This window comes from Aureimonas sp. ME7 (assembly GCF_903970965.1).
In the GTDB taxonomy this organism is placed as follows: Bacteria; Pseudomonadota; Alphaproteobacteria; order Rhizobiales; family Rhizobiaceae; genus Aureimonas.
The window spans coordinates 150,944-174,176 of sequence record NZ_CAJCKW010000003.1; the positions used below are offsets into that span (position 1 = coordinate 150,944).

General features: G+C 66.5%; 20 protein-coding genes and 1 tRNA gene. 14 read left to right on the plus strand and 7 right to left on the minus strand.

Annotated elements, in window-relative coordinates; genetic code table 11:
* Window positions 1-340: 340 nt before the first annotated feature.
* Window positions 341-2,281: a methyl-accepting chemotaxis protein gene (locus tag H7A85_RS07240; RefSeq protein ID WP_182085252.1), complete on the minus strand. Its 1,941-nt coding sequence runs from the start codon at window positions 2,279-2,281 to the stop codon at window positions 341-343.
* A gap of 336 nt (window positions 2,282-2,617) precedes the next feature.
* Between H7A85_RS07240 and H7A85_RS07245 the strand changes: the two genes are divergently transcribed.
* The 4 genes from H7A85_RS07245 (at window position 2,618) to H7A85_RS07260 (ending at window position 5,073) form a co-directional block, all read left to right on the plus strand.
* The gene (locus H7A85_RS07245; protein ID WP_182085538.1) at window positions 2,618-3,283 is read left to right on the plus strand and encodes a TetR/AcrR family transcriptional regulator C-terminal domain-containing protein; all 666 of its coding nucleotides are present in this window, start codon (window positions 2,618-2,620) and stop codon (window positions 3,281-3,283) included.
* Between the two features lie 4 nt (window positions 3,284-3,287).
* The gene (gene ilvC / locus H7A85_RS07250) at window positions 3,288-4,307 is read left to right on the plus strand and encodes a ketol-acid reductoisomerase (protein ID WP_182085253.1); all 1,020 of its coding nucleotides are present in this window, start codon (window positions 3,288-3,290) and stop codon (window positions 4,305-4,307) included.
* A gap of 175 nt (window positions 4,308-4,482) precedes the next feature.
* Window positions 4,483-4,893 carry a PilZ domain-containing protein gene (locus H7A85_RS07255; RefSeq protein ID WP_182085254.1) on the plus strand — a complete coding sequence of 137 codons (411 nt, stop codon included), beginning with the start codon at window positions 4,483-4,485 and terminating at the stop codon, window positions 4,891-4,893.
* Window positions 4,894-4,997: 104 nt separating this feature from the next.
* Window positions 4,998-5,073: transfer RNA gene (locus H7A85_RS07260), tRNA-Lys, on the plus strand.
* A 542-nt stretch (window positions 5,074-5,615) separates the two neighbouring features.
* Here H7A85_RS07260 and H7A85_RS07265 read toward each other — a convergent pair.
* Window positions 5,616-6,686, minus strand: a complete 1,071-nt coding sequence (locus tag H7A85_RS07265; RefSeq protein ID WP_182085255.1) for a D-TA family PLP-dependent enzyme — start codon at window positions 6,684-6,686, stop codon at window positions 5,616-5,618.
* A 115-nt stretch (window positions 6,687-6,801) separates the two neighbouring features.
* On the opposite strand from H7A85_RS07265, the gene H7A85_RS07270 reads away from it, so the two are divergent.
* The 7 genes from H7A85_RS07270 (at window position 6,802) to H7A85_RS07300 (ending at window position 14,779) form a co-directional block, all read left to right on the plus strand.
* A complete protein-coding gene (locus tag H7A85_RS07270; RefSeq protein ID WP_182085256.1) occupies window positions 6,802-7,182 on the plus strand; it encodes a RidA family protein in 381 nt (126 codons plus the stop codon).
* 11 nt (window positions 7,183-7,193) lie between these two features.
* Entirely contained in the window at window positions 7,194-7,994 is an 801-nt protein-coding gene (locus H7A85_RS07275) for an IclR family transcriptional regulator (RefSeq protein ID WP_244631025.1), read from the plus strand.
* Window positions 7,995-8,000: 6 nt separating this feature from the next.
* The gene (locus tag H7A85_RS07280; protein WP_182085257.1) at window positions 8,001-9,482 is read left to right on the plus strand and encodes a M81 family metallopeptidase; all 1,482 of its coding nucleotides are present in this window, start codon (window positions 8,001-8,003) and stop codon (window positions 9,480-9,482) included.
* Between the two features lie 36 nt (window positions 9,483-9,518).
* A complete protein-coding gene (locus tag H7A85_RS07285) occupies window positions 9,519-11,045 on the plus strand; it encodes an ABC transporter substrate-binding protein (protein ID WP_182085258.1) in 1,527 nt (508 codons plus the stop codon).
* A 128-nt stretch (window positions 11,046-11,173) separates the two neighbouring features.
* On the plus strand, window positions 11,174-12,124 hold the full coding sequence (locus tag H7A85_RS07290; protein ID WP_182085259.1) for an ABC transporter permease: 951 nt from the start codon (window positions 11,174-11,176) through the stop codon (window positions 12,122-12,124).
* Window positions 12,121-12,981 carry an ABC transporter permease gene (locus H7A85_RS07295; protein WP_182085260.1) on the plus strand — a complete coding sequence of 287 codons (861 nt, stop codon included), beginning with the start codon at window positions 12,121-12,123 and terminating at the stop codon, window positions 12,979-12,981. The genes H7A85_RS07290 and H7A85_RS07295 overlap by 4 nt, the downstream gene beginning before the upstream one ends.
* 4 nt (window positions 12,982-12,985) lie before the next feature.
* Window positions 12,986-14,779, plus strand: a complete 1,794-nt coding sequence (locus tag H7A85_RS07300; RefSeq protein ID WP_182085261.1) for an ABC transporter ATP-binding protein — start codon at window positions 12,986-12,988, stop codon at window positions 14,777-14,779.
* 326 nt (window positions 14,780-15,105) lie between these two features.
* On the opposite strand, the gene H7A85_RS07305 is transcribed toward H7A85_RS07300, so the two are convergent.
* From H7A85_RS07305 to H7A85_RS07315, 4 genes are all read right to left on the minus strand, one after another.
* Entirely contained in the window at window positions 15,106-15,885 is a 780-nt protein-coding gene (locus H7A85_RS07305; RefSeq protein WP_182085262.1) for a LysR substrate-binding domain-containing protein, read from the minus strand.
* A 15-nt stretch (window positions 15,886-15,900) separates the two neighbouring features.
* On the minus strand, window positions 15,901-16,224 hold the full coding sequence (locus H7A85_RS20715) for an MFS transporter (RefSeq protein WP_210270226.1): 324 nt from the start codon (window positions 16,222-16,224) through the stop codon (window positions 15,901-15,903).
* A 60-nt stretch (window positions 16,225-16,284) separates the two neighbouring features.
* Entirely contained in the window at window positions 16,285-17,082 is a 798-nt protein-coding gene (locus H7A85_RS07310; RefSeq protein WP_210270227.1) for an MFS transporter, read from the minus strand.
* 493 nt (window positions 17,083-17,575) lie between these two features.
* On the minus strand, window positions 17,576-18,496 hold the full coding sequence (locus H7A85_RS07315) for a LysR family transcriptional regulator (RefSeq protein ID WP_182085263.1): 921 nt from the start codon (window positions 18,494-18,496) through the stop codon (window positions 17,576-17,578).
* Between the two features lie 141 nt (window positions 18,497-18,637).
* On the opposite strand from H7A85_RS07315, the gene H7A85_RS07320 reads away from it, so the two are divergent.
* The 3 genes from H7A85_RS07320 to H7A85_RS07330 all read left to right on the plus strand — a co-directional run bounded on the left by H7A85_RS07320 (window position 18,638) and on the right by H7A85_RS07330 (window position 21,535).
* Complete coding sequence (locus H7A85_RS07320; protein ID WP_182085264.1) at window positions 18,638-19,366, plus strand: SDR family oxidoreductase; 729 nt, start codon at window positions 18,638-18,640, stop codon at window positions 19,364-19,366.
* Window positions 19,366-19,695, plus strand: a complete 330-nt coding sequence (locus H7A85_RS07325) for an Atu4866 domain-containing protein (RefSeq protein WP_182085265.1) — start codon at window positions 19,366-19,368, stop codon at window positions 19,693-19,695. The genes H7A85_RS07320 and H7A85_RS07325 overlap by 1 nt, the downstream gene beginning before the upstream one ends.
* A gap of 217 nt (window positions 19,696-19,912) precedes the next feature.
* Window positions 19,913-21,535: an ABC-F family ATP-binding cassette domain-containing protein gene (locus H7A85_RS07330; protein WP_182085266.1), complete on the plus strand. Its 1,623-nt coding sequence runs from the start codon at window positions 19,913-19,915 to the stop codon at window positions 21,533-21,535.
* A 51-nt stretch (window positions 21,536-21,586) separates the two neighbouring features.
* Here H7A85_RS07330 and H7A85_RS07335 read toward each other — a convergent pair whose 3' ends face one another.
* A complete protein-coding gene (locus H7A85_RS07335) occupies window positions 21,587-23,233 on the minus strand; it encodes an iron ABC transporter permease (protein WP_210270228.1) in 1,647 nt (548 codons plus the stop codon).

A 23,233-nucleotide genomic window follows, 5' to 3' on the forward strand; every position in this document is an offset into this window, starting at 1 on the left:
GATAAGGACTTGGCCTCTCGGCGCGCGCATGGCGTCGCTGCATGGCGAGATATCGAGCCTCGGTCGGAACGTCTTCGCGCTTTTGCGCTGGTTCGGTGGGCCGGCGGTGGCAGCGTGTCCTACTCCAAGTCAGGCGCGGAGCGCGGGGCCTGTGAACGGCCGACCCGGAGATTGGCTGGTTTTCCGTGCCTCATGCTTCAGCGCCGATCTCGTCGAGTGGAGAGAACTGCCGCTTCGGAAAGCCACGATGGTTCGTGGCCTTGGAAATCGACGTGGCGCAACGGGCTATCCTGCTGTTCCAGCATGCCGATCCGGCGCAGCGGCAGCCCCTCGCGCGCTCCTAGAACTCCTCCCAGCTGTCGCGCTCAGTGGCCGGGCGGGAAGCGGGCTTGGCGCCCTGCATCACCCGCAACTGCGGAACGGCACGCTGCGAGGCCGGCGGGGAGGGGGCATGGTTTCGGGGCGCTGCGACGCTTCTCGTGCGACCGGGCTGCGTCGTTCCGCTGGCATGGCTCGTGGCGAAGCGAGCGACGATTTCGGCGAGTTGCTCGGTCTCGCCGGTGAGGTTTTGCGCGGCGGCCGTGGTTTCCTCCACCATCGCCGCGTTCTGCTGGGTGACCTTGTCCATCTGATCGGCGGCCGTGGAGACTTCCTTCAACGACGCCGCCTGTTCGCGCGCGCCTCGCGCCATCTTGTCGATGGCGTCCGCGACGCCCGCCACCTGAGACACGATCTCGCGCAGCCGCTCGCCTGACGTCGACACGAGGCTCACACCCTGACCCACCTGCGCCGTGGAGGTCGAGATGAGATCCTTGATCTCCTTGGCGGCTTCCGCCGAGCGCTGGGCAAGCCCGCGCACCTCTTGCGCGACGACGGCAAAGCCGCGTCCCGCCTCGCCGGCGCGCGCCGCCTCGACGCCCGCGTTGAGCGCCAGGAGGTTGGTCTGGAAGGCGATCTCGTCGATCACCCCGATGATGCGGCTGATCTTGGCCGAGGACTGCTCGATCTCGCCCATGGCGCGCACGGCATCGGCCATCACGTCGCCGCCCCGTTCCGCTTCCTGCCGGGCCTGTCCTGCCGCCGCATGGGCCCGGGCGGCGCTTTGAGCGGTCGCATCGACGCCGCGCGTCACGTCGGCGAGGGCCGCCACGGTCTGCTCGAGGCTCGCCGCCTGCTGCTCGGTGCGTTGCGACAGGTCGCCGGCCGCCACTGCGATTTCCCCGAGGCCTACCCGCATCGTGCCGACCGCGCCCACGACCTGCCCGATCGTCGATTCCAACTGCTCGACCGAAGCGTTGAAGCGCTGGCGGATCGGTTCGAACTCGCCCGCCACCGGCCCCGGCATGCGCACCGTGAGGTCGCCGGCCGCCAGCCGCTCGAAGCTCGCCTCCACCTCGTTGACGAAGACGCGCAGGTCCTCCGACTTGGCATCGTCGATCGCGGCGCGGCGGGCCCGCTCCGTTTCGCCGGCCGAGCGTGAGGCTGACGCTTCCACCTCGAGACGGTGGCGCTCGATCACCGAATGGCGCAGCGCCTCGACGGAACGAGCGATCATCCCGATCTCGTCGCCACGATCCGTGCTTCCCACGGGATGGTCCGTGCGCCCGGCCGCCACGTCGCCGATGGCGTCCGTCAGCGTCCGCAACGGAGCCAGCATGCGACGCGTCGCCCAGAAGAACACGAGACCCACGAAGAGCGCGGCACCGGCGCAGATCGCGATCAGCTTGATCTGCACGTCGTGGACGGTTGCCAGGAATTCGGACTGCGGCAGGCCGACATACAGGATGCCGATCACCTCTCCCGCCGCGTTGCGGATCGGATCGTAGGCGGTGAAGAAGGGGGTGCCGAGAATGTCCGCTTCGCCCCGATAGCTCTTGCCCTCTTTCAGGACCGTGTCGAAGACCGGGCCGGGAGAAAGGTTCGTCCCCACCGCCCGCGCGCCGTCCGGCTTCTTGACGTTGGTGGCGATCCGCTTGTCGGCCAGGAACACGGTGGCCGTGCCGCCGACGAGCGACTTGATCCGGTCCACCGGCTCGCTGAAATCGTTCAGCGCCTTCGTCCCGACATAAAGCGTGTCGCCGCGCCGCGAGAAACCTTCGCCGTAGTTGCCAAGGACATCCCAGGCCACGCGCATGTTGACCTCCTGCCGGTCCGTCGCGTCGGCGCGCGCGTCCTGGTTCAGGAGGAAATAGCCGCAGCCCGCAATCAGCGCGGTAATCGCCACGAGGCCAATGGCGATCGAGCACACGAGCTTGGTCGGAAGCATGAAGGTCTTGAGCATCGGCAACGTCCTGAACGAATTGGCCTATTCAAGACGAGATGCGTTTCGATCCTCCTAATCGCCGTTTGGACTGCCGATCACGCTTTGGTCAAAGCGCAACCCGGACGCGACATGTCCGCCGGGAGCGCCGTCCCCAGGGCATTCCGAGGTTTGGGCGGCGGAGGAGCGTCGAGCGTCCATCGGTTCCAGGATTTCGCGCAGGACCAGACTCCGGATCGAGGAACGCCCTTGCCAAGTGCGGAGCATCCTTCTAAACCCGCGTACCGTAACGTACGGTACGCATTAGTCAGGAGGAGCGACGCTTTGAGCGCGACGGTCGAGATCGACGGACGGCCGATGACGGAGCGCCAGCGTCAGGTTCTGGACGCCGCCCTGTCGCTTCTCGTCGCCGACGACGAGACGCTGACGATGACCGCCGTCGCGCGGCGCGCCAGCTGCTCCAAGGAAACGCTCTACAAGTGGTTCGGCGGGCGCGACGGCCTCCTGACGGCCACCGTGCAATGGCAGGCGAGCAAGGTGAGGGCGGTGCCGCTCGACCCCCATACGCTGGACCGGTCGAGGTTGGAGGCGAGCCTTCTCGGCTTTGCCACCGACTGGCTGACGGTTCTGTCGGGCGATACTTCGATCGCGCTCAACCGGCTGGCGGTCGGTCATGCCGGCACGGACCGTCGCGATCTCGGCGCCATCGTCCTGGAGAACGGCCCGTCGGCGATGCGCCGCCGCCTCGCTCCCATCCTGGAAAGCGGACGCAAGGCCGGGCTGCTCGCCTTTCCCGATGCCGACGAGGCCTTCTCCACCTTCTTCGGCCTCGTGGTGCGCGACACGCAGATCCGCCTGCTCCTGGGCGAGCGCGCCTCGCCCGCCGGGTCGGAGATCGGCCACGCGGCCGCTCGCGCCACCCGCCAGTTCTTCGCCCTTTACGGGCTCCCGCAACCGGGCGCCGCCGACGTGGCCGACCCGACCCCATCCGGCCAGAGAGCCGGGCAAACCGGAAGGAAATGAATCCATGCGCGTGTATTACGATCGCGATGCCGATCTGAACCTCGTCAAGTCCAAGAACGTCGCGATCGTCGGCTACGGCAGCCAGGGCCGTGCCCATGCGCTGAACCTCAAGGACTCGGGCGCCGCCAACGTCGCGATCGCGCTGAAGGCCGGCTCGCCGACGATCCAGAAGGCCGAGGCCGACGGCTTCAAGGTTCTGACGGTGGCCGAGGCCGCCAAGTGGGCCGACCTCCTGATGATGGCGACGCCGGACGAGCTCCAGGCCGACATCTACAAGGCCGATATCGAGGGCAACATCCGCGACGGCGCGGCGATCGCCTTCGCGCACGGCCTCAACGTCCATTTCGGGCTGATCGAGCCGAAGAAGTCGGTCGACGTCGTGATGATCGCGCCCAAGGGCCCGGGCCATACGGTGCGCGGCGAATACCAGAAGGGCGGCGGCGTGCCCTGCCTCGTGGCGGTCCATCAGGACGCCAGCGGCAACGCGCTGGAGCTGGCCCTGTCCTACGCCTGCGGCGTCGGCGGCGGGCGCTCCGGCATCATCGAGACCAACTTCAAGGAAGAGTGCGAGACCGATCTCTTCGGCGAGCAGGTCGTGCTCTGCGGCGGTCTGGTGGAACTCATCCGCGCCGGCTTCGAGACGCTGGTGGAAGGCGGCTACGCCCCCGAGATGGCCTACTTCGAATGCCTGCACGAGGTGAAGCTGATCGTCGACCTCATCTACGAGGGCGGCATCGCCAACATGAACTACTCGATCTCCAACACCGCCGAGTGGGGCGAATACGTCACGGGCCCGCGCATCATCACGGACGAGACCAAGGCCGAGATGAAGCGCGTCCTCAAGGACATCCAGACCGGCAAGTTCACCTCCGACTGGATGCAGGAATACCGCTCGGGCGCCGCGCGCTTCAAGGGCATCCGCCGCGTCAACGACAGCCACCAGATCGAAGAAGTGGGTGCCAAGCTGCGCGGCATGATGCCGTGGATCGCCAAGAACCAGCTGGTGGACAAGGCTCGCAACTAAGTCGTCGCGCGCGGGATGCCGGTCCGGCCTCCCGCGAGCCGATGACGCCAGGAACCTTCCATAGCAGCGATGGGCCGCACCCCGGCCCATCGCTTGGATGCGATGGATAAGATTCAAGCGGTGCTAACCTTTGGGCGCGTAAGTTCGCGTCAGGTTCATCGGCCAGGGGCTCGGCATGTCTGCCCTTCCACATCCTTCCATCGACGACAACGAGCGCCGGGTCGCGCCGCGCACGCGCACGCTGCGCAGTGCCAAGATCCTCTTCAACAACCGCTATTCGACCTTCGACTGCGTCCTGCGCAACATTTCCTCGACCGGCGCCCTGTTGACGATCGACCCGTCCGTGCCGCTTCCCAAGGTCTTCGAGATCCGCATCGGCGACGATCCGATCCGTCCCGCCAAACTCGTGTATCGACGCGAGGCCTTCGCCGGCATCCACTTCCTCGACGTCGCGGAAGAGGGGGAAGGCGAAATGGACTTTTCGGGGCACGAGCGCGAGGCGGCGTCGGCGGACGAGGGCCTGCGCATCCATCCACGCCCGCTGCCCCAGGCGCTTGTGCAGCGCCTACCCTGGTTTCACAGCTGAGGCCGAAGGCTCCGATATCGCATTGCGATATTAGGGCTGGACAAGCCTCCCAGCTTCCACTAGAAGCCCCTCAGACGCCGATCGCAACAGCGCTTCGTCGTTCCGGGTGATTAGCTCAGTTGGTAGAGCAGCTGACTCTTAATCAGCGGGTCGTAGGTTCGATCCCTACATCACCCACCATATGCTAACTGATATATGACAGTTCGCATCATTGTGTTCGATGCCCAGTTGCTTCAACTGAAGAGCGTCTGAAGAAACTAGATTTCCATTCTTCGCGCCATACGGTTTTTGCTCGATCCGTTTGTTTCGCTTGGTGATCAAGCTTTCGATGGCTGCGATTCTCGAATCGCGTTGCCGGGAACACGATGCTTGCGCGGAGCAGCAACAGGGTCGGATTCCAAGTCCGCAGGTCGAGATTTGAATAGGGTGAGGAAGCTATCACAACGAAGGTCGTTGTGCCGAAGTGTGGACCTCGACTGCTTCCCCGGACAGGCGCTGAGCGACCGCTTGAGGGGCTCGGTAGCGACCGCTCTTAGGGTTAGGCGGGGTGATGAGCCAATCGTCAGCCCCCACCGCGTTCGGACGACCGAAATCGACGCGACGGTTTGCCTTCCGTCGACGAATCGATCCCGGCATTCGTTCGGGCGGCAAGGCCAATACGCCTCGATGCGTCGGGTTTCCCGGCCCACGCGGAAGCTTTAAGGCCGCGTCGCCGCGAAGTGTCAGATGACCTTTCCGCGGGCGGCGACCGGCCAGCGTTCCACCTGTCCGCTTTCCAGGACGACATGCACCGCATCGACCATGTTGGTCACAACGCAAGCATGGTTCGGCACGATCCGGATGCGGTCGCCGACCTTCAATCCGATGTTCCCGCTTGACACGATCCGGCCGTGCTCCTCCGAGAGCTGATCGATCGTCAGATCCGGTCGGCCCAGAACCGCGCCGTGTCCCGTGAGACCCAGAAGATCCGAAGTCAGGACCTTGCTGCCCGCGTCGATGATGGCACGGTTTGCGGTCGGCACGGACACCACGGTCGCCAGGACCGTCAGGGCGCAATCGTCCAGGCCGGCCACGCCACGGGCGACCAGCGAGCGATCGTTGTAGACATAGGTGCCCGGGCGATATTCGGTGACGATCCCGTGCGTGGCCGCCGTCCAGATGTCGGGGGAGCCGCCGGACGTGACGCGCGGAACGGGGATGCCGGCCGCCTCGATCCGTGACTTGGCAGCGCGCAGGAAATCCGCCGCCCGTTCGGCTCCGCCGGCCGCCGGGTAGGTCATCAGTCCGTCGAATACGAGGGCGGGCGCGTTGCCGATGGCGATCGCCAAATCGCAGGCGGCTTCGGGCGAGGGGACGCCGCAGCGCTGTCCGCCGGTGTCGCATTCCACCAGGACCCGGAGAGGTTCGGGCGCCCCCGCGAAGCCCTCCGACAAGCCGGCCACCACCGTTTCGTTGTCGGCAACGACCGACAGGCGCACCCGTTGGGCCAGGGACGCCAGACGCGCGACCTTCGCCCTGCCGATGACGTTGTAGGTGATCATCACGTCGCCGACGGTCGGCAGACCATCCACCATCGCCTCCGCTTCGCTCACCTTCTGGCAGGTGATGCCGACGGCGCCCGCTTCGATCTGGAGGCGTGCGATCTGCGGCAGCTTGTGCGTCTTGATGTGGGGCCGCGCCGCAAGACCCGCGCCGTCTGCATGCATCTGGAAGCGTTCGATGTTGGCGCGAACCGTCGGCAAATCGACGACGACGGCTGGCGTTTCGAGGTCGTCGAGGGCTCGGACGGTCATGATGATCTCCTCGAATAAACCGTTTGACTTGTTTTGAGGCCTGCCCCTTTATACGTCAATCCGAAATTTCAGACTGATGTCCGCTATTGTGGACATTGATGGGGATGCAACCAATATGCTCAAGCGCTACGGAGCCGGCGAGACCGGTGCTGGCGGCAAGCCGCTGCCCTTCGCCCGTGCGGTGGAGGCCGACGGCTGGCTCTACGTGTCCGGTCAGGTGGCGATGGAGAACGGCGAAATCGTTCCGGGTGGCATCGTCCAGCAGACGAAGAAGACCATGGAGAACCTGATCGCGATCCTGACCGAGGCCGGCTACGGCCTCGAGGACGTCGTGCGCGTCGGCGTCTGGCTTGACGACCCCCGCGACTTCTGGAGCTTCAACGGCGTGTATGCCGAGTATTTCGGTGCAACTCCGCCGGCGCGTGCGTGCGTGCAGTCCTCCATGATGGTGGACTGCAAGGTCGAGATCGACTGCGTGGCCTTCAAGCGGAAGTAAGGAGCCGAGCGGTGGACGATCCGGTGCAGCAGGACGCCAAGGAGCCCAAGGCAAGCGCGACGTCGGCGCGCTCGCGCGGGCTCGACCGTGCCCTCGACATCCTGGACGCCCTCGCTACGGCGCGCCGGCCGCTGCGCGCGAACGAGATCGCCGTGATCCTGTCTGCTCCCCGCTCCTCCGTCTACGAACTGACCTCGCTCCTTCTCGGGCGGGGTTTCCTGGAGGACGTGGGTGATGGTCGCCTGTTCTTGGGCGAGAAGATCTATCTCCTCGGGTCCGCCTATTCCGCCGTATCCGGACGGCAGGTGGCGGTGACCGCGGCTCTCAAGCGGATCGTCGCCGAGACCGGGGAAACCTCGCAGTTCTGCAAGCTCGACGGCAACCGATACTATGTCGGTGCCCAGCAGGAGGGCTCCCGGCCGTTTCGTATCTCCACCGATATCGGCGAACGGGTGCCCCTGACCTGGACCGCCTCGGGACGTCTTCTCGTGGACCACCTGACGCGCGACGAAATCCGCGCCTTCCTAGGGGAGGGGGACTTCGAACTGCCCGGAGGCGTGCCGATCGAGGAGGAGCGCTTCCTCGGCGAGGTGGAGGGCGCGAGAGCCGCGGGCCATTTCACGTTCGACAGCGCACTCGACAGCTACACCCATTGTTTTGCCGTGCCGGTTCGCCGGCCGGATGGAAAGGCCGTCGCCACGCTCTGCATCGTCGCCCCGCGCGGCGACGCGAAGACGAACCACGCGGCCTACCTCGACAGCCTGAAAGGCGCAGCTGCCGCGCTCGAACCTCATTTCACGGATGCCCGGTAGGGTCCCATGCGCATCTTCACCGCTTCGCTCGCCACCGAAACCAATACCTTTTCCCCGGTCCCCACCGATCTCGCGTCCTTCAAGGCGGCCTTCTACGCAGGCCCCGGCGAGCATCCGGATACGCCGACCCTGTGTTCGTCGCCCGTTCCGATCCTGCGCCGGAGAGGGCTTGCCGAGGATTTCACGGTCATCGAGGGGACCTCCTGCTGGGCCGAGCCGGCGGGCCTCATTCAGCGCCAGACCTACGAGTCCTTGCGCGACACGATCCTCGGCGAGCTGGAAGCGGCCCTTCCTGTGAACGGTGTGGTGCTGGGTCTGCACGGGGCCATGGTGGCGCAGGGCTACGACGACCCGGAGGGCGACTTCCTTTCCCGTGTGCGGGCTCTGGTCGGGCCGGACGTGCTCGTCGCCGCCGAGTTCGATCCCCATTCGCATCTGACCGCCTTGCGCGTGTCCAAGCTCGATCTTCTGGCGGCCTTCCTCGAGTTTCCCCATACCGACTTCGAGGAACGGGGCGAGCATGTCGTGGATCTCGCCTTGCGGGCCCTACGAGGCGAGATCCGCCCGGTCGTCTCGACCTTCGACTGCCGGATGATCACGATCTATCCGACGAGCCGCGAGCCGATGCGCTCCTTCGTCGACCGCTTGAAGGCGATGGAGGGCCAAGACGGCATCCTGTCCATCTCGGTGATCCACGGGTTCATGGCCGGCGACGTGCCGGACATGGGCACGCGCATCGTGGTGGTGACGGACGATAAACGGGAAGCGGGCGACGCGCTGGCCGAGCGCCTGGGTCGCGAACTCTACGCCATGCGCCGCGATACGGCCATGCCGATGCTGGCGACCGAGCCGGGCCTCGACAGGGCTATCGCGCTTCGCGCGGCCGGCGCGACCAAGCCGGTGGTGATCGCCGACGTCTGGGACAATCCCGGTGGGGGCGTCGCCGGCGACGGCACCGCGATCCTGCGGCGGATGATCGAGCGCGGGATCGGAAAGGTGGCTGTCGCGACGATCTGGGATCCGGTCGCCGTATCCTTCTGCCATGCGGCAGGCGAGGGCGCCGAAATCCTGCTGCGCTTCGGCGGCAAGTCCTCTCATCACGGCGGCGAGCCGCTGGATGCGCGGGTGCGCGTTCTGCGCACCGAAGAAACGGGTTGGCAGACCTTCCGCAACAGCCGCGTCACGCTTGGGCGAACGGCGGTCGTGCGGCTTCTCGGCACGGAGATCGACGTTGTCCTGATCACCAGTCGGACGCAGACCTACGAGCCGACGATCTTCTCAAACCTCGGTGTCGACTTCGAAGCGAAGGACATCCTTCTCGTGAAGTCCACCAACCACTTCCATGCGGGCTTCGCGCCTGTCGCCGCCGAGATTCTCTACGTCGCGGCGCCGACGAGCTATCCGACCGATCCCGCGACCACTCCCTACGCCAAGGCCAGCCACGAGCTCTGGCCGCGCGTTCCCGATCCTCTCGGCCTCGACGGCTGAGGGCGACCCTTGCAACCCTTGAAGAGAGTGCCTGTCATGAAGAAAATGCTTCTGGCCGCCGGCCTCACAGCCCTGATGGCGGGAACGAGCACCGCCGCGATGGCGCAGGCAACCGGAAACGGTGTGCTGACGGTCGCCACGATCGGCGAGCCCCCGACCCTCGATCCGATGCAGACGCCGACCGACATCGTGCTGACCATCACCCAGCACATGTTCGAGACGCTCTACACCTACGACAAGGAGTGGCAGCCGAGCCCGCTCCTGGCGGCCGCCATGCCCGAGATTTCCGAGGACGGGCTGACTTATCGCATCCCGCTGCGCGAGGGCGTCACCTTCCACGACGGCTCGGCTTTCGACTCTGCCGATGTCGTCGCCTCGCTGAAGCGCTGGATGGAGATCAACTCCAAGGGCAAACAGGTCGCGGGTGTTGTCGACAGCGTCGAGGCCGACGGAGAGCATGCCGTCACCGTCAAGCTGAAGAGCCGCTACTCCCCGCTTCTTGCCACCCTCAGCCAAGGCTGGGCGCCGATCCTGCCGTCCGAGACGCTCGGTGGCGCCGAACTCACCCAGTTCGTCGGCACAGGCCCCTACAAACTGCAGGAGCGCCGCCCCGACCAGTACACCCAGTTCGTGCGCTTCGACGGGTACAAGTCCCCCGAGGGCGAGCCCGCCAACTATGCCGGCCGCCGCGAGGCGATCGCGGGCGAAGTGCGCTTCGTACCGGTGCCCGACGCCAACACCCGCGTCGAGGGTCTGCTTTCGGGCCAGTACGATTATGCCGACGCCCTTCCCGTCAGCGCCGTCGAGCGTGTCGAGGCATCGGGGGTCGCCAAGCCGGTCATCTTCGAGAACGCCGGCTGGACCTCGCTCAACATGAACATGGCGGAAGGCGCCTTGACCAACAAGGCGCTGCGCCAGGCGGTGCAGGTCGCGGTGAACCCGACCGACATGATGCTGGCGGCCTTTTCCGACGAGCGCTTCTTCTCGGTGGACGGCGCCTTCTATCCCGAAGGCTTCTTCTGGCACACGGAGGCCGGCGTCGAGCGTTACGGCGAGGGGGATCCGGAAGCGGCGGCCAAGCTGATGGAGGAGGGCGGCTACGACGGCAAGCCGATCCGCATCCTGACGAGCCGCCAGTACGAGTTCCACTACAAGACCGGCGAAGTCGCGAAAGCCTATCTCGAGGCTGCCGGCTTCAAGGTGGATCTACAGGTGGTCGACTGGGCGACGCTGACGACACGCCGCGCCGACAAGGGGCAGTGGGACATCTTCATCACCCATTCCAACTTCCCCGGCGATCCGTCCACGCTGAACACGATCACCGATACCTATCCCGGCTGGTACACCTCGCCTGCCAAGACCGAAGCGGTCGGCGCCTTCCTGAACGCGGTCGGCAACGACAACCGGCTGGCGGCCTGGGAGAAGATCCAGGCGGTGATCTACGACGACGCGCCGCTCGTGAAGGTCGGCAATTTCAATGCGCTCGGCGGCCTGGCGAACGGGGTCTCGGGCTATGAGGCGGCCTATTGGCCGCGCTTCTGGAACGTCACGCCGAAAGGCTGACGGCAAACGGCCCCGATATCCGGCGACCATCCGGTCGCCGGATGTGTCCCGCCTTTCCTCGCAGGACCGTGCTTGGCCCTCGGGAGGCTGCGGTTCGGCCCCGGGAGATCGATTTTGGAGGACTCGCAATGTCCAGGCTGATGTGGGCGTTCGCCAGCCGTGCCGGCGGTATGGCCGTCGTGCTCGCTCTCGTCGTCACCGTCGTGTTCGTGATCGTGCGCGTCACTCCCGGCGATCCCGCCGCGGTCATGCTCGGGTCCGACGCGACGCCGGCCGACATCGCCGCGCTTCGCGAACGGCTCGGCCTCGACGCGCCGATTCTCCAGCAATATGTCGGCTTCGTCGCCGATGTCCTGCGCGGCGACCTCGGCCAGTCGATCTTTCTCGGGCAGCCGGTAACGACGGCGCTCGCCGCACGCGCCGAACCCACCTTCTTCCTGACCCTGTTCTCCATCCTGATCGCGGTCGCCATTGCCCTGCCGGTCGGCATTCTGTCGGCGGTGAAACGCGGAACGCTCTTCGACCAGATCGTCGTCGGCGTCACGATGATCGCGGCCAGCGTGCCGAGCTTCTGGCTGGGGCTTCTGCTCATCCAGACCTTCGCCGTTTCGCTCGGCTGGTTTCCCGCCTCGGGCTATGGCGGACCCGGAACGCCCTTTCTCGAAAGGCTCCATCATCTCGTCCTGCCGGCGGTGGCGCTCGGCATCGTGAACTCCGCCCTGATCACGCGCTTCACGCGCGCGGCGATGCTGGACGTCCTGAGCGAGGACTACGTTCGCACCGCCCGCGCCAAGGGCGCCGGAGCCGGACGCGTGATCCTGAAACATGCACTGAAGAACGCGCTCATCCCGATCATCACGGTGATCGGGCTTTCGATCGCGCTTCTTGTCGCCGGAGCGGTGGTCACGGAAACCGTGTTCGGTCTGCCGGGTGTCGGCAATCTCGTCGTGCAGGCGGTTCTGCGCCGCGACTATCCGGTGATCCAGGGAGCGCTTCTGGTGGTCGCCGGCATCTACGTCCTCATCAACTTCGCGGTGGACATGCTGTATCTCGCCGTCGACCCGCGGGTGCGCGCATGATGCTGCTGTCCCTTTCGTCGCCGGTCGCCAAGGGCTTCCGGCGCCTCGTCGGCAACCGCGCCATTCTTCTCGGCATCGTCATCCTGGCGGTGGTCGTGCTGGCGGCACTCCTGGCACCCCTCATCACGCCCTACTCCCCGGCCAAGCTCTCCATCGTCAACCGCCTCAAGCCGCCGTCGGGCGCGCATTTCTTCGGCACCGACGAGTTCGGGCGCGACATCTTCACGCGTGCGATCTTCGCCGGGCGCGTCTCGCTTCTGGTGAGCCTCGGCGTCGTTGTCATCGCAACGGTGCTCGGCGTCTTCCTCGGCCTTCTCGCCGGCTACTTCCGCCGGTTGGACGCGCCGATCTCCCGTCTCCTCGACGCCATGATGTCGTTTCCCGACATTCTCCTGGCCATCGCGCTCGTCGCCGCCCTCGGGCCCTCGCTCGTCAATGTGATCCTGGCACTTGGCATCACCTATGCGCCGCGCCTGGCACGCATCGTGCGCGGCTCGACGCTCGTTTTGCGGGAACTCCCCTATATCGAGGCCGCCGTCGCGCTCGGGCTGCCGACCTGGCAGATCCTTCTGCGCCACGTCCTTCTCAATCTGGCTTCGCCCATCCTCGTCCAGGCGACGTTCATCTTCGCCAGCGCGATGCTGGCGGAAGCCAGCCTGTCGTTCCTCGGCGTCGGCGTCTCGTCCGACATGCCGACCTGGGGAACGATGCTCGCCTCGGGACGCGAGTTCATGAACAACGCGCCCTGGCTGATGCTGTTTCCCGGCCTTGCCATCGTGTTCGCGGTTCTCTCGCTGCAACTGGTGGGCGATGGTCTGCGCGATCTCGTCGATCCGCGGCTTGCCAAGGAGGTTTGAGTCCATGAGCGAGACGCAGCCCGTTCTGTCGATCGAGAACCTCACGACTTCGTTTCGATCCGGCGGAGAATGGCGCCCGGTGATCCGGGACATCTCCTTCACCGTGGATGCCGGCGAGACGGTCGCGATCGTCGGGGAGTCGGGATCGGGCAAGAGCGTGACCGCGCTGTCGGCCATGCGCCTGCTGCCGCCCAAGACATCGCGCACGCAAGGGCGCATCCTCCTGGAAGGGCGCGATCTCCTGACGCTGTCCGACAAGGAGATGCGGGGTGTGCGCGGCGGGCGCATCGGCATGATCTTCCAGGAGCCGATGACCTCGCTGAACCCGGTCTTCACGATCGGCAACCAGTTGGCCGAGGCGCTGGTGCTCCATCGCGACATGTCCTGGAAGGAGGCCGAGGCCGAGGCGCTGCGGATGATGGAGCGGGTGCGCATTCCCGCCGCCCGCTCACGCCTGTCGGAATACCCTCACAAATTCTCGGGCGGCATGCGCCAGCGCGTGATGATCGCGATGGCGCTGGCGTGCCGGCCGAAACTCCTGATCGCCGACGAGCCGACCACCGCGCTCGACGTGACGATCCAGGCGGAAATCCTCCACATCGTGCGCGAACTGCAGCGCGAGGAGAACATGGCCGTTCTGTTCATCACGCACGACATGGGCGTGGTGGCCGAGGTCGCCGATCGCACGGTGGTGATGCTACGCGGCGATCTCGTGGAGACGGGCGCCACCGAGGCGATCTTCGCCCGGCCGCAGGAACCCTACACTAAGGCGCTCCTGGCCGCGATCCCGAAGCTCGGCACGATGGGGGACACGTCGGTACCCCGGCGCTTCCCCAAGGTCGATCCCCAGACGGGGGTCACGCAGGACGGCCCGGCGACGAGCGAGCCGAAGACCGACGTTGCGCCGATTCTCGAGGTTTCCGGTCTGTCCACTCGCTTCGAGGTGCCCGGTGGGCGCGTCCACGCGGTGGAAAACGTGTCGTTCGAGGTCAGGCCCGGCGAGACGCTGGCGCTGGTCGGAGAGTCCGGTTGCGGCAAGTCCACCACCGGGCGCACGATCCTCGGACTGGTGCAGCCCAGCGAAGGCGAGGTGCGCATCGGCGGGCAGAACGTCCTGTCGATGGGCCGGACCGGCCTCAAGACGATGCGCCGCACGGCGCAGATGATCTTCCAGGATCCCTTCGCGTCCCTCAATCCACGCATCACCGTTGGAAAGGCCATCGCCGAACCGATCCTGGCACACGGGTTGATGAACCGTCGCGCCGCGCAGGAGCGAGTCGCCGAGCTTCTGGATCAGGTCGGCCTGTTCCCCTCGGTCGCCTCGCGCTATCCACACGAGTTTTCCGGCGGCCAGCGCCAACGCATCTCGATTGCTCGGGCCCTTGCCTTGTCGCCCGAGCTCATCGTCGCCGACGAGGCCGTCTCCGCGCTCGACGTTTCGGTCAAGGCGCAGGTCGCCAACCTCCTGCTCGACCTGCAGGAGCGCATGGGCCTCGCCTATCTCTTCATCAGCCACGACATGGCCGTGGTGGAGCGCATCAGCCATCGTGTGGCGGTCATGTATCTCGGCGAGATCGTCGAGATCGGGCCGCGCCGTTCGGTGTTCGAAAATCCCCGTCACCCCTATACCCGGCGCCTCATCGAGGCAGTTCCGCTGCCCGATCCGTCGCGGCGCGGTTCGCTGCCCCCCAAGCTCGCCGAAGAGCTGCGCAGCCCGCTCCGCCCCTTCGACTACGTCGCGCCTAAGCGCGCCTACGAGGAGGTGAGCCCCGGCCATTTCGTGCAGATGGCAGCGTAGACGGCACGGGCTTTCGAGATCACCGTGTTGCCCGATCGATGACCGGTCGGAGTTTCCCGCCTGTCATCGCCCAAGCGGTTCGAGAACTGCCCTGAGGCGAGGGATGCCAACGACGCTTGCGGCTGTCTTCTCGTAGCGGGTGGCCAAGGTCCCCCAGTCCTTTCGGTCTTGCCCACAGGCGCTCGGCGCAGTTGCGGTTTGTTGTAGATCCGATCGGACGGGCAAGCTGTGCCCTGCGGCGCAGCCGTGGCCTGGCAGGCGGCGAGCCCACGCCTTGGGGCACCTCGAAGGGCAGGGCGAGTTTTAGGCGCGCTTTTGCGGCGGGTCTAGCCGGGGTGGCGCAGGGCGTCGATCACGAAGGATAGCGCGGACGAGTTCTCGCGCCTCGTGGGATAGTAGAGATGGTAGCCGGGGAAGAACGGCGACCATTCGTCGAGCACCTGAACGAGACGTCCGTCGCGCAGTTCGTCCGTTACCGTGCTTTCCGGAAGATAGGCAGTCCCATACCCTTTCGCGGCCGCGTCGATCTGAGCGTAGGCCGTGTTGAAGATCAGATTGCCGTGGACGCGAATACGCAGTTCCTCTTCGCCGCGTTCGAACTCCCACGCGTACAGATTGCCGGACCGAATCTGGCGCTGGTTGATGCAGTTGTGTTCCTGAAGGTCGCGAGGATGTCGCGGTGTCCCGCATCGCGCGAGGTAGGAGGGCGAGGCGACTGCCACCAGCCTCCAGTCCGGTCCGATCCTGACGGCGATCATATCGCGGTCGAGGCTCTCTCCGAGGCGCACGCCGGCATCGAACCGCTCCTTCACGATATCGCGAAACCCGTTGTCGCCGTTCAACTCCAGTTTGATGTCGGGATGGTTGGGCAGGACATCGCGCAGTTTGGGCCACACTACGGTTTCCAGAGCATGATCCGAAAGGCTGATGCGAACGCTTCCCGACGGCGTGCCCCGCATGGCCCGGATGGCGTCCAAGTCCTCTTCGAGCCCCCGCAGTCGTGGTGCGAGAGCCTGTAGGAGACGCTCTCCCGCCTGGGTGGGCGAAACGCTGCGCGTCGTGCGGGTGAATAGCCGCAGGTGGGGGCCGGATTGGTCGTGAAGCACTCCGGCGTGGCAGGGTCAGCCGTCCCTCAGAAGGCTCCGGCCGTCGCGGATGAGAAGGAGCGCGGCCACCCCAAGCGCAATACTGCCGATAAAGGTCGCCTGGATCGAAAAGCCGTCGAGCAGGAGGCCACCGAGCACCGCACCCAGAATGATCGCGGTCTGGATGGCGGCCACCATCAGGCTGCCCCAGGCCTCCGGCGCGTCGTCGACGTTCTGGGCCATCCAGGTCAAGAAGATCACCGACATCGCCGTGTTCATGACACCCCAAAGGGCAAGCATGATTCCCGTCGCGACCACCGACCGCCCGAAGGCGAGGAGAAGGAGGGTCACGCCACCCATCAGCAAGGTCGGAAGCTTCAGCAGCGGAACGACGCGGCCGTCGACGAAACGTCCCGCCGCCTAGGTGCCGACGAAGCCCCCGCAGCCGAGAACGAGAAGAAGGATCGACAAGGTCGTCACATCGGCCCGCGTCACCTGCTCGAGGAATGGGCGCAGATACGTGAACATCGTGAAGGCCGAGCCCCAGGAAAGCATCGAGGCGACGAGGCCGCGCAAGAAGTAGGGGCGTTGCAGGAGGGAGAGCAGTGAACGGACATCCTGGCGGTCCCGCGCCGGCAGGGACGGGAGCGCGATGAGGTGCCAGATCAGGTTCAAGGCGACGAGCGGCACGAGCACCGAGAACACTTCGCGCCAGCCGAACAGGCCGCCGAGATAGCTTCCGATCGGGGCTGCGAAGGCCGCGGCGATCGCTTGGCCGCCATACATGAGGGCCAGTGCGCGGGGGACGTCGGACTTCGGCACGAGGCGCATGATGACGGCCGTCGCCAGCGCCCAGAAACCGCCGATGCACAGGCCGAGAAGAGCTCGGCCGACCATCAGGGTCGCGAAGTTCGGGGCTGCGGCGACGAGGACGAGCGAAATCAGCATCATCGCCGTGATCGCGACCAGCACCCACTTGCGGTTCACCGTCCCCGCCGCCGTGGTGACGAGAAGGCTCGCGGCGACGGCGAAGAGACCGCTGATCGAGATCGCCTGTCCCGTTTGCCCCTCGGTGGCGCCGAGACCGACGGCCATCGGCGTCAGAAGGCTGACGGGCATGAATTCGGAGGCGATGAGAAGCGCCACGCAAAGCGCCATCGAAAACACGGCGCTCCACGCAGCGCCGGTCTGCACCTGCGGGCGGTCGATGGTCGTCATCAATGTATCCATTCTTTCCAGAGCCAATCGACTCCGAGCCGAGCAGACGGCCGCGAGGATCAGCTTCGAAGCCGAAGCTAGGAACTGATCGTCGATGGGATTAGACGCTGGGTCGCGCTAGCCATGATCGATCAGGTTTATCAATCGTGCCGAGGAACCCTCGATGATTGGGTCGCTTCCCACGGCTGTCGTCCGGGCCAGCGAGCCGCTTTGCGTATCGCAGCCGGCGTTGATCCGCATCACGAAGGATCGGGAGGTCCCGTTCGAGCCGAGGCTGCCGGCCGACATGAAAAGAAGGCGGCGGGAAGCGTCGGCGAAAGGAGAGCCGACGCCGGTCTTCTCCCGATGGTGCCGAAGCTCGCGTCGAACGATCGGGATTTCGATATCGCCCCCGAGGGCGTCGATGCCGGTGCCCGGCTCGGCCAGACGCTGACGGCACAGATCGAGCCGAGTATGCGCATGGCCATCGCCGCCTCGCCAACCAGCGGCCGGCCTAGTCGCCTCCGCCCTCCGTGCGGGTGCCACGCCGGTGGCGCGCCGCGTGGTCGACGAAGGCACGCAGCCTCGACGGCATGTTGCGGCGGCTGGGATAGTAGAGGAAGAAGCCTGGAAAGGGCGGGCAGAAGCGCTCGAGCAACGGCACGAGGGCTCCGGTGGCGAGGTCGTCTCGGAACGTTTCCTCCATGCCGAAGGAGACCCCGGCGCCGGCCCGCGCCAGCTTCACCATCAGTTCCATGTCGTTGGTGGTGATCTCCGGTTCGACGTCGACTGCGAAATCGCGTCCATCCTCGGTGAACTCCCAACGGTAGGGAGCCGTGCGGGGGCCCGGTCGCCACCCGATGCATCGATGCTTGACCAGTTCGCGCGGGTGCGAGGGCGCACCGATCCGCGCGAGATAGGCGGGCGCGCAGACGGCGACCTGGCGCTGATCTCCGGAAACCGGCACCGCGATCATGTCGTCCTCGATCACCTCGCCAAGGCGCACGCCCGCATCGAAGCCGGCGGCCACGATATCGAACTCCTCGTCCGTCACGAGCACGTCGAGCTGCACCGCCGGATGCGCCGCGCAGAAGTCGGCGAGAAGCGCGCCCGACAGAACGCTTTCCGCGATCGAGGATACGGCAAGCCGAAGCTGGCCTCGCACGATGCCTTGATGGGTTCGCACATCTTCCATCGCCGCACGCATCTCGGCGATCGAGGGGGCGATCTCGTCGCGCAGGCGCATACCTTCCTCGGTCAGGCTCATGCTGCGCGTCGTGCGCCGAACCAGCGCGACGCCGAGTTCGGCCTCGAGACGCCGGAGCGACTGGCTGACGGCCGAGCGCGTGATGCCAAGGCGGTCGGCCGCGGCCCGCAAGCTCGCTTCCTCGGCGATCACCGTAAACAAGGCAAGGGCGTTCAGATCGTTGCGCATTGGTTAGCCATTCTTGCCAAAGCGTAAAGGAAAAGGCGGCTTCTGGCGACAATGGAGGAGGTCTAAATCCCCGGCAACCGTCACCGCTCTTTGATGATCGCGGTTTGGACGGGATCGAACCAATCGGGAAAGGAGGGCATCATGGCTCTCGACAAAATCGTTCTCGTCACCGGCGCCTCGTCTGGAATCGGCGAAGGCATCGCACGCGAACTGGCCTCGGCGGGAGCGACGCTCGTTCTCGGCGCCCGCCGGACCGACCGCCTCGACACGCTCGCGAGCGAGCTCCGCGATCAAGGTGCCGACGTCGCCACCCGCCGGCTCGACGTGACGGACTGCGTCGATGTGGCCGCATTCGTGGAAGCCGCGCGTGCCGAGTTCGGTCGGGTCGATGCGATCGTCAACAATGCCGGCGTCATGCCCTTGTCCCCCTTGGCCGCGGGGAAGGTCGAGGAGTGGGACCGCATGATCGACGTCAATGTGAAGGGCGTTCTCTACGGCATCGCGGCCGTCCTGCCGGAGATGACGGCTCGCGGCTCCGGCCACGTCGTCAACATCGCCTCCATCGGTGCGCTTGCCGTCTCGCCCACGGCCACCGTCTATTGCGCAACGAAGTTCGCGGTGCGCGCGATCTCGGACGGGCTGCGACAGGAAAGGCAGGATATCCGCGTCACGTGCATTCATCCCGGCGTCGTCGAGAGCGAGCTGGCCTCGACCATCACCGACGGGGATGCCGCCGCTTTGATGGAGACTTATCGCTCCATCGCACTGACGCCCGACGCGATCGGCCGGGCCGTGCGCTTCGCGCTGGAGCAGCCGGAGGATGTCGATGTCAGCGAGATCGTGGTGCGTCCCCTGCGGTCCGCCCATTGATGCACCGCACCGCGCTCGCCGTCGCGGCCCTTGTGGCCGCGTCGATTCTTTCCGCCAACGCCGAGGAGACCACTATGCCCGACCATCCTTATGTCGGTCTTTGGGTAACGGACGACAGCCAGGTGCGTCATGAGCTTCTGCCGAACGGGCGCTACGACGAGGCGCGCGGCACCGTGGAAAGTGCCTACCGAGGGCGTTACGAGGTGGCCGGCACCCACATCGAGTACTGGGACGACACCGGGTTCACCGCCGACGGCGACTTCGTCGATGTCGACACGCTCCATCACGGCGGCATGATCCTGCGGCGGCGTCCGCCCGTCCATCCATAGGCTTGAACTCGCACTCATCGGCGCGGCCGTCCTGCTCGGCGTCGTGCCCGGGCTCATCGCAGCCGAGCGGGGCCTGCACCGAACCGTCGCCGCTTCGGGTCGGCGGTCCGGGAAGGGCGCCGACGAAACGGGACATGTGACCCGGCGGCTCTTGCGCTGCGAGGGGCGGGATGGTTTGAGGCGGCTCCCCGTTTCGTATCCCCCTGGAATGTCCCGCATGATCCGCTTTGAGAACATCGGCAAGCAGAACGGCAAGCAGATCGTCTTCATCGAGGCGTCGGCGGCGCTTCAGCGCGGCGAGAAGATCGGCCTCGTCGGGCCCAACGGCGCGGGCAAGACCACGCTGTTTCGCATGATCACCGGCGAGGAACTGCCGGACGAGGGCCAGGTCTCGGTGGATCGCGGTGTCAGGGTCGGCTATTTCAGCCAGGATGTCGGCGACATGGCGGGCCGCAGCGCGGTGGCCGAGGTGATGGACGGCGTCGGCCCGGTCAGCGCGTTGGCGGCCGAGATGGCGGAGCTGGAAGCGGCCATGGCCGATCCGGATCGCACTGACGAGATGGACGAGATCATCGCGCGCTACGGCGAGGTGCAGGGCCGCTTCGACGAGCTCGACGGCTATGCTCTGGACGGGCGCGCCCGCGAGGTTCTGGACGGCCTCGGCTTCAGCCAGTCGATGATGGACGGCGACGTCGCCAAGCTGTCGGGCGGCTGGAAGATGCGCGTGGCGCTGGCCAAGATCCTCCTGATGCGCCCCGACATCATGCTTCTCGACGAGCCCTCGAACCATCTCGATCTCGAAAGCCTGATCTGGCTGGAAGGCTTTCTCAAGGGCTTCGACGGGGCCGTCCTGATGACCTCGCACGACCGCGAGTTCATGAACCGGATCGTGGCCAAGATCATCGAGATCGACGGCGGCGCGCTGACCTCGTATTCGGGCGACTACGAGTTCTACCGGCAGCAGCGGGCGATCGCGGAAGTGCAGCAGCAGGCGCAGTTCGAGCGCCAGCAGGCGATGCTGGCCAAGGAAGTCGCCTTCATCGAGCGCTTCAAGGCGCGCGCCAGCCATGCTGCGCAGGTGCAGAGCCGCGTCAAGAAGCTCGACAAGATCGAGCGCGTCGAGCCCCCGAAGCGCCAGCAGACGGTACGCTTCGAGTTCCAGCCGGCGCCCCGCTCGGGCGAGGACGTCGCCACCGTCAAGGGCGTCCACAAGCGCTACGGGACCCGCACCATCTACGACGCGCTCGACTTCCAGGTGCGCCGGCGCGAGCGCTGGTGCGTCATGGGCGTGAACGGGGCGGGCAAGTCGACGCTTCTGAAGCTGATCGCCGGCGCCTCGGAGCCCGATGCCGGGACGGTGACGCGGGGGCCGAGCGTCAAGATGGGCTACTTCGCGCAGCACGCGATGGAACTGCTCGACGGCGAGCGCACGGTGCTGCAGGCGCTGGAGGACAGTTTTCCGCAGGCGGGCCAAGCGCCGCTTCGCGCGCTTGCCGGCTGCTTCGGCTTTCATGGCGACGACATCGAAAAGAAGTGCCGCGTCCTGTCGGGCGGCGAGAAGGCGCGCCTCGTCATGGCCCGGATGCTGTTCGACCCACCGAACTTCCTCGTCCTCGACGAACCGACCAACCATCTCGACATCGCCACCAAGCAGATGCTGGTGGAGGCGCTGTCGCGCTTCGAGGGCGCCATGCTCTTCGTCAGCCACGACCGCCACTTCCTGGCGGCGCTGTCCAATCGCGTCCTGGAGCTGACGCCGGAGGGCCCTCATCTCTATGGCGGCGGCTATAGCGAATATGTCGAGCGCACCGGACAGGAGGCGCCGGGGCTTCGGAGCTAGGCCGCCTTCGCGCGGCGCGTTTCGAAGCGGGGATGTCGCGCCGCGCCCGAGCTAGTCGCCGCGCTCCCTCGACCCCAGCCTCGACAGGACAGCGACGGGCAGGATGCCGATCGCGACGATCAGAAGGGCCGCGATCGAGGCTTCCTCGTAGGTTCCGCGCGCGGCCTCGCCGTAGAGATGCGTCGCCAGGGTTTCGAAGTTGAGGGGCCGCAGGAGCAGTGTCGCCGGCAGTTCCTTCATGCAGTCCACGAAGACCAGAAGCCCCGCCGATGCGATCGCGCTTCGCGTCAGGGGCAGGTGGACATGTCGGAAGACCCCCCAGGAGCCTTGTCCGAGCGTGCGCGCCGCCCCGTCGAGCGAGGGCGAGACGCGCCCGAGCCCGGCCTCGATGCCGCCGAGCGCGATCGCGGCGAAGCGCGCGGTATAGGCCAGCACCAGCGCGGCGCCCGAGCCGATGAGGATCAGGCCGGGCGACACTCCCGTCAGTCCTTCGACGAGATCGGCGGCGAACCGGTCGAAGGCGCCCGCCGGAACGAGGAGGCCGATCGCCAGAACCGTCCCGGGGACGGCATAGCCGAGCGTGGCGGCGCGGCCGGCGAGCGCCACCATGCGCCCGGGATGGGCGCGGCCGACATGGGCGAGGAGGAGGCCGCAACCCAGCGTCGCGAGCGTCGCCGCGATCGACACCGAGACGGTGTTGACGATTTCGCCGAGGAGACGCGGAGAAAGGCCGGCGAACTGGACTCTCTTGGTGGCCTCCAAGGCGAGGTAGATCGCGGGAGCGGCGAAGCCGAGAAGGATCGGCAGCGCGCAGGCCGCCGTGGCACCGAGCGCGGCGAGGCCGCCGAGCCGGGTCGGCGCGAGGCTGCGCGGCTTCTGGGCGGCCACCGCGTAGCGCTGGCGGCGTCGTGCCCAGCGCTCGGCCAGCACCAGGAGGGTGACGATCCCCAGCATGGCAAGCGAGAGCTGCGCCGCGCCCGCCAGATCGTTTCCGTTGACCCATGTCGCATAGACCGAAACGGTCAGGGTGCGCACGCCGAGGAATTGCGAGGCGCCGATGTCGTTCAGCGTTTCCATCAGCGCCAGGCTGACGCCGACCGCGATCGCCGGCCGCGCGAGCGGCACGGCCACCCGGGCGAAGACCTCTCGCCGCCGCAATCCCAGCGTGCGCGACGCCTCGACGAGGCTGGCGGCCTGGGTCAGGAACATCGCCCGCGTCGTGAGATAGACATAGGGGTAGAGCACGAGGCCCAGAAGCAGCGTCGCGCCCCAGAGGGACCGAATATCGGGCAGGCGGAACTCGCGCGGGCTGGAAAAGCCGAGAGCCTCGCGCAGGAGGCGCTGCACTCCGCCCACGGGGTGGAGGATGTCGAGATAGGCGTAGGCGACCACATAGGTCGGAACCGCGAGCGGCAGAAGCAGGGCCCAGGCGAAGACGCCCCGCCCGGGGAAGCGGTAGGCCGTCACCAGCCAGGCCGTTCCGGTGCCGATCACCGTCGTCAGGAGGCCGACCCCGGCCAGAAGCAGAAGCGTGTCAACCGCCACGCCCGGCAACACGGCCCCCAGGAGATGCTCCCATAGCGCCGTGCCGCCGCCGAGCGCGATCAGCCCCAGCGAAACGACGGGAAGGCAGACGAGCGCGGCGACCCCGAACGCGGCCAGGCGCCATCCCAGCCCTTTCGGGAACGGCGACGGCAT